This is a genomic window from Clostridium sp. (assembly GCF_032552055.1).
Lineage (GTDB): Bacteria > Bacillota > Clostridia > Clostridiales > Clostridiaceae > Clostridium.
Window position 1 is genome coordinate 1 of the sequence record NZ_JAWGSV010000095.1, and the last position, 11,076, is coordinate 11,076.

Genomic DNA, 11,076 nt, shown 5'->3' on the forward strand with positions numbered 1-11,076 from the left:
ATAATCAATATGTAATCCTGTTTTTATTCCTTTAAATTTTCCTAAAGTTGCTCTAGCGTATATTTCTTTATCATAATCTTGAACTGCAACAAACCTTTTACTACTATATTTTCCCTGAGTAAACTCTGTAACAGCTTTACTTTTAGGTCCTGCATTTAAATCTCCCATTAAAATTGCAGGATAATCGTCTTGCTTATTCTTATTTTCAATATACTCTCCAATCTTTTTAAGACCATATTCCCTAGCTTTAGGTAGCAGAAAATCTAAATGAGTATTATATACACGTATAAGGTTCCCCTCTTCAAGTTCTACTAATGCTGTAGTACAGATTCTTGGAAATACTGAATACCATACAGCACTTCCCATTTTATCTGGTTTATCAGATAACCAAAAAGTGCTGTGTTCAAGTATCCTATGTCTTTTTGCAACTAATATATCATTTCTTTCTATAAAATATCTAGAACTTCTTGGATTACCTACTATATTATAGTTAGAAATCTCAGAAGATAAGTCACTATACATCTTATTATTTAATTCTTGTACACCAATAATGTCATAATCATTATTATTAATAATTTCATATACTAATTTTTTTCTAGTATTCCATCTATTATTAATATCTAATAGAAAATCAGTCCTTAAGTTAAAGGTTAGTACCTTCATACTTTATCTCCTTATAATGTCGCTATTTTGCAGCAAAAGAAATTTTATCTCTTATTTTCAGCTTATCTAAAACAACCCCTGATACTACAAATATTATTCCACTTGCAATAGGTTGTATCATCTCCATAAATAAAGTTGCTATTGGTGATAAAAAGTTTCCTGAAATTATTGCTCCAGCTAAATAATATCCAAATACTCCTATTATCCCAGCTAAAAATACTGCAAGAACATTTCTCTTTGAAATTATATTATCACTTTTTGAAGAAAAGCAAAATACCATCATAGGTTTTATTATCATTGTAGGTAATATCCATAATACCCCACCAGTTAATCCATCTGAAAGTGCACCACCAATTCCCGCTGCAATCATGGCATAAGGAGTAGGTAATATTACAGCTGATAAATATATAAAAGCATCACCTAAATGTATATATCCCCCATTAAAGCCTGTTGGTATATGAAAAAATATTATACTTACACATATTAAAGCTGAAAATAGAGCTGTTAATACTATATTCCTAGTTCTATTACTTGTATTCATTAATTAAAATCAACTCCTTTAAAAAGGCTTCAAACATAATTCCTTCATTAGTATCAGTTTTAAACTTAGATGTAAATTCTATTACTTTATATATGAAGTCAGTTGCATGTTTGATAGCATAGTTTAAATCATGGTTATTCATAAGTAATCCTATAATAATTGATGTAAATACATCTCCCGTTCCACTATAGGACTCATGATTGAATTTTGACTTTACTTTAAAAACTTCGTTTTTTCCTTTATCATAAGCATAGTTATATATATTATTTCCTTTTATTATTCCAGTTATTATTACTTTTTCTGGACCAAGATTACTTATCTTTTTGCAGATTTCAATAACTTTTTCATCGCTAGTATTATATTTATCGTATTCTTCTCCTGTCAATATGCAAGCTTCTGTTAAATTAGGAGTTACTATATTAGCAATTGAAACTAAGTGTTTCATTTTACTACACATGCTGCTAGTAAAGGTATCATATTTAACTCCGTTATCTCCCATAACAGGATCAACTACTACTAAAGTATTATCTCTTTCATTAACAAAATCTAAAACTATATCTATTTGTTTCTCTGATCCTAAGAATCCACTATAGATACAATCAAAATTCATACCTAGTGTTTTCCATGAATCCTTATATTTAATCATCTCATCTGTAATATCTAAAAAAGTGTACTGATCAAAGCCAGTATGGCATGATAAAACAGCTGTTGGATAAGGACAACACTGTACCCCTAAAGCTGATAATATTGGTATTGCTGCCGTTAAAGAACACCTTCCTACTCCTGATAAATCATTAATTGTTGCTATCTTTTTAACTTCTTTCATAAGTGCACCTACTCTTTTTTAAGTTATTTATATATAATAATCCAAGATTTTCATTTTGTCTATTGTATCGGTACAAATTGTAATTAGTTTTGAATAAGTAAAAGATAAAAAATTCATATATCACTTAAAGAGGCTTTGGAAACAGAATATTAGCTTATAGTATTAGAGCCTACAGTATATTTAACAAATAAGCACAATATATACGTTTCAATAAAGAATCTACATTTTGAGGATTTATATTATTTAAGTAAAAATAGTTTTGAAAGTAAATTTCATTAATTGAAAGCTTATATATCTTTTGATTTTATATAAGTTGATTGTGTAATCACCTAGCTGAAACTTTAAATATGAAATAATTTAATAAAATGCAAAATATTATTTCAACTTATATACCTAAAAAAAATAGTTGTGAATCCTTTAAAAGAATGCTGATATCAACCCTAAAAACCTCAAAAAAGCTGTCGCATTAACTTCTGCGACAGCCTCTTTAAAAAGACCTCTAGGAGTTTCCTCCTCAGATTTTCACTTTTCATTTTTACCTTTTATCTTTTAACTATAATTCAATAACCATACTTAAAAGCTTATTACTTCTATCTATAAAACTATTCATTTCTTCGGCATTTAGTTCTTTATTAGATAAAAGTGCAATATCTACAATATACTTACTTATTAATTCAAGCTTTTCCTTATTATCATCATTATTATTTAGAGCTATCTTCTTTATAATAGGATTATTACTATTTAGCACTAAAGTCTTTTCTTCATTAAACATATTTGGCATATCCATACCACCAAACATCTTACTCATTTCTAACATTCTTCTTGATTCTTCAGAAATTAAAATAATAGCAGGTGTTTCAAGATTCTTTAATCCTTGAACTTTAACTTCCTTTATATCTTTAATATTTAATTCCTTAAATGTGTCTTCTATCTTTTTATTAAAATCTGATGTATCTTCACTATTTTCTTCTTTTAAGATATCAGATATATCAGAATCAATTCTTGCAAAAGTAACACCTGGTTCTTTTGCTTCTAAGAAGCTAATAAAATGATTATCTAAAGAACAATCTAAAACTAATGCATCTAAATCCACATCCTTAAACATCTTTATATATTGAGATTGTTGCTTTTCATCAGTTACATAAAAGACTTTGTTTTCATGCTTTTCCTTATTATTTTCTAGATATTCTTTTAAAGTTATATACTCACCATTTAATCTTCTAAAAATAACTATATCTTTTATCTTCTCATAAAAACTTTCATCTCTTAAGCATCCATACTTAATAAAGATTTGAATGTCTTTCCAGAAATTATTAAAGCTTTCCTTTTCATTTTTAGATAAAGAGACTAGCTTATCAGCCACTTTCTTAACTATATGTTTAGATATCTTCATTACATCCTTATCTTTTTGCAGGAAGCTTCTAGAAACATTTAAAGGTAAATCTGGACAATCTATTGTTCCTTTTAAAAGTAATAAAAAGTCTGGTATAACTTCTTTTATATTATCTGCAACAAATACTTGATTGTTATATAACTTTACTTGACCTTCAGTTGCTTCTAACTCATGCTTTAGTTTAGGGAAATATAATATTCCTTTTAAGTTAAATGGATAATCTACATTTAAATGAATCCAGAATAGAGAATCGTTAAAATCTCTAAATACTTTCTTATAGAAAGCCTTATATTCTTCATCACTACAATCCTTTGGAGCTTTCATCCATAGTGGATTAGTATCATTTAAAGGTTTCTTATCTTCTTCCTTATTCTCAGAATTTTCATCCTCTAAGTAAATTTCTATAGGTAAGAAAGAACAGTATTTCTCTATTATTTCTCGAACCTTATATACTTCTAAAAAGTCAGTACTATCATCATCAACAAATAAAGTAATAGTAGTACCCCTTGTTTTTCTTTCTAATGATGGTGAGATTTCATATTCAGTTCCACCTTCACATACCCAAGTTACAGCTTCAGCATCATCAATATATGATAAAGTATCTATTTGAACTCTTTTTGCTACCATAAATGCTGAATAAAAACCTAATCCAAAGTGACCAATAATATCTTTGTCATCATTGATTTGATCCTTATACTTATTGATAAAGTCCTCAGCTCCAGAAAAGGCAACTTGATTTATATATTTTTTCACTTCCTCTTCTGTCATTCCAATACCATTATCAATAAACTTTAATGTCTTTTCAGATTTATTAATTGATACTGTTACAGAGTACTTATTATCAGCATCTTCCTTAGCTTCACCTAGGCTAACCAATCTTTTATATTTACTTATTGCATCACACCCATTACTAATAAGCTCTCTTATAAAAATATCCTTATCTGAATATAACCATTTCTTAATAATTGGGAAAATATTCTCTGTATGAATGGAAATATTCCCTTTATTTTTCTCCATAAAAAACACCCTCCTTTTATGTAAAATATTTTATTGAAAATTGAAAATCTTGTCAATATTCATTATAGACTATTTAGTCTAAAATTACCTTAATAAAGCTATTTTTCACACCAATTACACTTAATTTATTATTAATATAATCATTTATTATATTAATTGATTCCTCTGATATCCTTTCACCTGGAAGAACTAAAGGAATACCAGGTGGATAAGGAACTATTGCTTCCATGGCAATTTTATTAGCTGCATCTTCAAGCTTAACTAGTTCACCTTTTAAATTAAACACCTCATACGGTTCTAATATCTTTTCATTAGTAATGCTGTTAAAGATAAAATCATTTCCTTCTGACTTAATATTCCTTATTTCCAGCTCATTAATTGCCTCATATAATTTAATAAAATCCTCTTCTATATTTGAAGGAGATAATATTAAAACAACGCCCTTAGCAAAACTCATTTCAGCTTGAATCTTTCTACTTCTTAAGTATTCTAATAATTTATGACCACTATATCCATTCTTTAGAGTCATTATATATCTACTCTTATCTATTCCATATCCTTCTTTAATATTATCCTTCGATATTATACTAACCTTATTTAATTTATTAATTTTAATTCTATATTCTTCGGCTTTTTCTATTAATGTATTATAATCTTTCTCTGCATAATTATCTAAATAGTATCTAGCATAATCTAATGAAGACATAATCAAATAAGAAGGTGATGTTGTCATAAAAGCTCTTATATAAAAGTTCAAATTATCATCTTCTACATTTGATAATAAATATCCTCCTTGAGTTAGGGCTGGAAGAGTCTTATGTGGACTTAATATTACATAGTCCCCTAAAGCTGCAATAGATTTTGGTAAATTATCTGCAAAACCATAGTGAGCTCCATGAGCTGCATCTATAATAATTTTTAATCCCTTTTCTTTAAGCTCTTTAAATATTGATATATCTTCATAATAAATCCCATAATAATTAGGATTAGTTAGTATTATTCCCTTTGGATTTTTAGCTATACTTAAGGTTTTAATAATTTCTTCTTTAGATGGAGGCATAAAGATTCCAATTTCCTTATCTATAACTGCATCTATATAAATTGGTTTAAGCTTTCTTAAAATAAGACCATTATATACAGACTTATGGCAGTTTCTTTCTACTAGAACCTCATCCCCCTCATTAAATGCCGAAAATATTGCTGCTAAATTACTAGCAGTACTTCCATTTACAACAAAATATCCTCTTTTCACCTTATAAGCCTTAGCTAATAAGTCTTCTGCTTCCTGAATTACTCCCTCTGGAGAATGTAAGTTATCTAAAGGATCTACTTCTGTTATATCTAATTCTCCAAGGGTATTTGCAAACTTTTCTCCTAATCTATCCCTTAAAAATGCCTTTCCACTTTTATTTCCAGGCATTGATAAAATCAAATTATTTTCTTCTTTATAATCTAAAACTGCTTCTAATAAAGGTGCTTTTTTCATATTTACCTCTCTTAATTATAAATAATTTCAGTAGAACTGTTTCTTAGTACTTTCTTAGCAACTTCTAATATTTCATTTATTGTAATATCTTCTAATCCTTCTATTTCATCATTATATATTTTATAGTTACCAAACATAGTACTATAAGTAGAAAGTTCCTTAGCTGCAATAATATTTTGCTCTTCTCTAAATAACCTTTTTAGCTTTAAGGACTTACCTAAAGAAGAAATATCTACTTTAAAATTCTCACCTTCCATATTGATAATATCACTTATACAATTATCTAATAACTCTATAGATTTATCTAACTTTTCTACTGAGGTGCTAAAATTAACTTTATATAATTTTATATACTTTTCATTAGAAACCTTTGTTAATACATCATAAACTAACGAGTTTTTAGTTCTTAAAGTATCAAACAATATAGAATTAACACCTTCTCCAAAATATTCATTAAAAAGTCTAAAAACTTTAAGTTCCTTAAAAGTAAGCTCATTAATTGGGAATACACGTTGAACTCTAGCTATTTTGCTACCTTCCTTTTTATCCTTATATATATTAAAATTACTTATTTCATAATCTATATCATTAATTACTTCTGCATTACTATTATCTTTCCATGTAGAAAAGTACTTCTTCACTATGTCTAAAATCTTATTAAATGGCATTGAGCTTACTATTGCTATTGAAGTTTTACTAGGTGAATAGTTTTCCTTATAAAACTCCTTTACATCTTCTAGCATTATATTATTTAAATCATTTTCTCTACCTATTATAGGATATTTTATTCTTCTATTAGTAAAGCTATTTAAAAATAGTTTATCCTCACAATATTGCTCTATTTCCTCATCCCATTCTTCTAATTCTTCTTTAATAACTTCCATTTCTTCAGAAAATCCCTTTTTATCAAAAATAGGATTTATAATTAAGTCAGAAAATAATTCTATTCCCTTTTCCAAGTCTTCATTAAGTAAAGTTCCATAATAAATTACATATGGATAATTTGTCATGGCATTTTGGAAAGCAAATATACTGCTCAATGTCTTATTAATTTCTTCTTCAGACTTAGTTTTTGTTCCCTTATAAACCATATGCTCTGTTATATGTGCAAGCCCCAGCAAATCCTTTTCCTTGCACGCTCCAGCATCTACAGAAATAGAAATGGATGTAAGCTTTGATGTTGTTTCTTTATAAATAACCTTAATATTATTATCTAGTATTACTTCCATAAAGAATCTACTCCTCCTTTATTACAATATAATTGTAAATTAAAAGCTGGCACTTGACTATTCAAATTCCAGCTTTTAATAATATTATTCTGCTTTTAATGCTATTGCGCATTCAATTCTTTTCTTTTGCATAGCACAACCAATTTCATAAGGTATATTCATATCACCATTAAAGTTTACGTTGTTAGCTTGGCATCCTCCACTACAATAGAATCTTGCCCAGCAATCTCTACATTTTGGCTTATTATATATATGTGCCTTCTTAAACTTTTTACCAAGATCAGCATCATAAGTATCATCATAAATACTTCCTAACTTGTATTCTTCTTTTCCTACAAATTGATGGCATGGATAAACTTCACCTTGAGGAGTTATAGCAACATACTCAAATCCAGCTCCACAACCTGAAATTCTCTTATAAACACAAGGTCCACCATTTAAATCTACATTGAAATGATAGAATTTATATTCATCCTTACCTTCTCTTTTTCTTCTTACCATATCTTCATAAAGCTTATCATAGTTCTTCATTATTTCAGGTAAATCTTCAGTTCTTAGTGAAAGAGGATGTCCATCTTCTAGTACTACAGGTTCAATAGAAACTTCTTTAAAGCCCTCATTTACCATAGCCATTACATCTTCATAGAAATCTGTATTAGCTCTAGTAAAAGTACCTCTTACATAGTACATCTTACCTGGAGTTCTCTTTTCTATCATCTTCTTTATATTTGGAAGGATATCGTCATAAGATCCAGAACCATCTACCTTAATTCTAACATTATCATTAACACATTTTCTTCCATCTAATGATAATATAATATTACCCATTTCCTTATCCATAAAGTCCATCATTTCATCATTTAATAAAGTAGCATTTGTAGTCATGGTAAATCTAATATTTTTCTTCCATTCCTTTTCATTATCCCTTGCATACTTTATTATTTCTTTTATAGTATCCATTATCATAGTTGGTTCGCCACCAAATAAATCTATTTCTATATTTCTTCTAGGACCACTTCTCTTAACAACATAATCTATTGCCTTTTTTGCAGTTTCAATAGACATAACCCCTTTATGTCCATTATATTCCCCTTCATCTGCAAAACAATATTTGCATCTTAAATTACAGCCATGAATTATATTTAAGCATACAGCCTTTATATAATCTCTATCATCCATTGATCCATGTGCTATATCTTCATACTGATCTTCAGAATATAATAAACCTTCCTTAACTAGTTCCACCATTTCATCATAGGCTTCTGCAATAGTTTCTTCATCGTATTTCCCTTTAAGTAACTCTATTATTTCTGACTTTTTCTTCATTCCTTCATCATGAACTAAATCATATACAAGTTCATCTACAATATGAACTGCTCCTGTATTAACATCTAGTACAAAGTAATTTTCACCTTGCTTAAATTTATGTATTAACGACATTTTATTACCTCCAAAAGTTTTATTAAAAAGTCAAGGAGCTGTCCCACAAGGACAGCCCAATTAATAATTAACAACTAATAATGATTAATTCTTAATTTTTAATTATTCACTTTTCTTTGTGTTGCAGCTCCTTCTCTTAATTAATTTTCACACTCTAAGTTTGCAACTGTACATGAAGTTTTGCAAGCTGATTGACATGAGTTAGCACATTCTTTACAGCCTGGCTTAACTAAGCTGTTTTTAATGTTAGTCTTGTTGATTGTCTTAATATGCTTCATAATAATATCTCCCCCATATTACAAATTCTTTCCGATTATATCACAAAATATTAAATTTTTAAAGACAATATTTCCTTTATTCTCTATATTTTAATTGTTTAAATATTCTTCAAACCTTCTAATATTAGCTTTCTTTCCTATAACTACAATTAAATCATTTTCTCTTAAAACATATTCTGGATCAACTTCAATCATAGTTTCTTCATCTCTCTCTACAGCAATTATATTTAAGTTGAACTCATGTCTGATTTTAGATTTCAATACACTTTTACCATCTATCCTATTTGTAGCTCTTAATTCTTCTATATGAATATCATTATTTAACTCTATAAATTCTAAAGCTTCTTCATTAAGTAATCTATTTGCAATTCTTATAGCCATATCATTTTCAGGATAAACTATTTCTGCACCTATCTTCTTTAATACACATCCTTGCTCGTAAGTATTAGCTTTAGCGATAACCCTCTTAACCCCCATATTAATAACATTTAGAGTAGTTAATATACTTACATCAATCTTTTCTCCAATACATACAAATACTGTACCACAATTTTGTATTCCTGTTTCTAATAGAGTTTCTTTATTTAAATTATTTACTACAAAAGCATTATCTGTATATGATCTAATTTGCTTCACTTTATTTTCATCACTATCTAACACTACAACATCTTTTCCTGCTTCAATTAAAGTTTTTGCTAAAGCAAATCCAAATCTACCTATTCCTATAATTCCAAATTCTACTGCTGGTTTAAGATTAAACATAATATTTCCCCCTATCCTATAATTACTGCTTCTTCTGAATAAGAAGCACCTTGATTTTGTTTAAAGGACCAAATAGTTGCCATAGTCATAGGTCCAAGTCTACCGATAAACATTATTACAGATAAAATTATCTTACTAGGATCAGTTAAGTCTGGTGTTATTCCAGTAGATAATCCAACTGTACCAAAGGCACTAGTAGTTTCAAATAACAATTGCATAAATGAGTAATTTGGTTCTAAAACACTTAACATAAATGTTCCCATACAAACTACTAATAAAGCTAAAATTATTAAATTAAAAGCCTTAATTATTGTATTAGCAGGTATTTTTCTCTTAAAAGCAGTACAGTACTTATTAGTTGCTGTGCTATACATACTTCTAAATAAAGTAAACATTGTAGTAGTTTTTATACCCCCTCCTGTAGATCCAGGTGAAGCACCAATAAACATTAAAATTGTTAAAGTAAATAATCCTGCATTTGTAAAGTTACTTAATGGATAGGTACTAAATCCTGCTGTTCTTGCTGAAGTACTAAAGAAAAAGGCTCCAAGCCATGAAATATCTTCAGTTGCCTTTAAGAATACAGTTCCAACTATAAGTAAGAAGGCTGTCATTACAATTACTACTTTAGTATGTAAACTAAATTTGCTAAACTTTTTATACACTATTATTTCTCTAATTACTAAGAATCCTAATCCACCAAATATAATAAGTCCACAAGTTGTAAGATTTAATAATATATTACTTTGGTAAGGGATTAAATTCTGAAGGCCTCCTAATATATCAAAACCTGAATTATTAAAGGCTGCTACTGAATGGAAAACACTAATTCCCAAAGCATCTAATGGACTGTAGTCTTTTGAAAAGACTATATAGCTTAATATAGTACCTATTAATTCAAAGCTTAATGTCATAATTAATACTGCTTTAACTAACCTAACTAAACCTTGCATTGTATCTAAATTCATGGATTCTTTTATAAGCATTCTTTCCTTAATACCTACTTTTTTACCCATAAGTAATATTACCCCAACACCTACCGAAGTTACTCCAAGGCCTCCTATTTGGATCAAGAGAGCCACTACAGTTCGTCCAAAAACAGTAAAGGTATCTGCTGTGTCAACTGCTATTAATCCAGTAACACAAACTGCACTAGTTGAAGTAAATAAAGCATCTACAAAGGTAACTGTTTGTCCATCTCTTATTGAAATAGGTAATTTTAATAAGAGAGCTCCAATCAAAATAACTGAAAAAAACCCTAATACAATAATTCTACCAGGGCTTATTTTCTTTAATACTCCCATAATAAAGATCTCCTTCATAATATAAGTAATATTTTATGTCGTATCCATTTTATCAATTTATGCTTAATTATATATTCCTAAAATTTGACTGTCAATTTCTTTATTTTTACCGAAATTCTCTTAATTTAGCCCTGAAA

10 protein-coding genes are annotated in these 11,076 nt (G+C 28.3%); all 10 read right to left on the reverse strand.

Translation table 11 applies throughout. From position 1 onward, the window contains the following. Window positions 1-663 (reverse strand): endonuclease/exonuclease/phosphatase family protein (locus E6248_RS08185; RefSeq protein ID WP_316340329.1); only part of this gene is annotated, 663 nt, incomplete at its 3' end. A 22-nt stretch (window positions 664-685) separates the two neighbouring features. Next, a complete protein-coding gene (locus E6248_RS08190) occupies window positions 686-1,204 on the reverse strand; it encodes a TIGR04002 family protein (RefSeq protein WP_316340330.1) in 519 nt (172 codons plus the stop codon). Then, window positions 1,191-2,030, reverse strand: a complete 840-nt coding sequence (locus E6248_RS08195) for a pyridoxamine kinase (RefSeq protein WP_316340331.1) — start codon at window positions 2,028-2,030, stop codon at window positions 1,191-1,193. Before E6248_RS08195 ends, E6248_RS08190 begins: the two co-directional genes overlap by 14 nt. Window positions 2,031-2,583: 553 nt before the next feature. After that, on the reverse strand, window positions 2,584-4,440 hold the full coding sequence (gene htpG / locus E6248_RS08200) for a molecular chaperone HtpG (protein ID WP_316340332.1): 1,857 nt from the start codon (window positions 4,438-4,440) through the stop codon (window positions 2,584-2,586). A gap of 73 nt (window positions 4,441-4,513) precedes the next feature. Next, window positions 4,514-5,926 carry an aminotransferase class I/II-fold pyridoxal phosphate-dependent enzyme gene (locus tag E6248_RS08205; protein ID WP_316340333.1) on the reverse strand — a complete coding sequence of 471 codons (1,413 nt, stop codon included), beginning with the start codon at window positions 5,924-5,926 and terminating at the stop codon, window positions 4,514-4,516. A gap of 11 nt (window positions 5,927-5,937) precedes the next feature. Further along, entirely contained in the window at window positions 5,938-7,155 is a 1,218-nt protein-coding gene (locus E6248_RS08210) for a pitrilysin family protein (protein WP_316340334.1), read from the reverse strand. Window positions 7,156-7,239: 84 nt separating this feature from the next. Beyond that, window positions 7,240-8,595, reverse strand: a complete 1,356-nt coding sequence (scfB, locus tag E6248_RS08215; protein ID WP_316340335.1) for a thioether cross-link-forming SCIFF peptide maturase — start codon at window positions 8,593-8,595, stop codon at window positions 7,240-7,242. A 140-nt stretch (window positions 8,596-8,735) separates the two neighbouring features. Beyond that, a complete protein-coding gene (gene scfA / locus E6248_RS08220; RefSeq protein ID WP_016208429.1) occupies window positions 8,736-8,873 on the reverse strand; it encodes a six-cysteine ranthipeptide SCIFF in 138 nt (45 codons plus the stop codon). 90 nt (window positions 8,874-8,963) lie between these two features. Then, window positions 8,964-9,635 (reverse strand): TrkA family potassium uptake protein, encoded by a 672-nt coding sequence (locus E6248_RS08225; RefSeq protein WP_316340336.1) that lies wholly within the window; start codon window positions 9,633-9,635, stop codon window positions 8,964-8,966. An 11-nt stretch (window positions 9,636-9,646) separates the two neighbouring features. Continuing rightward, window positions 9,647-10,939 carry a potassium transporter TrkG gene (locus tag E6248_RS08230; protein ID WP_316340337.1) on the reverse strand — a complete coding sequence of 431 codons (1,293 nt, stop codon included), beginning with the start codon at window positions 10,937-10,939 and terminating at the stop codon, window positions 9,647-9,649. Window positions 10,940-11,076: the final 137 nt, after the last annotated feature.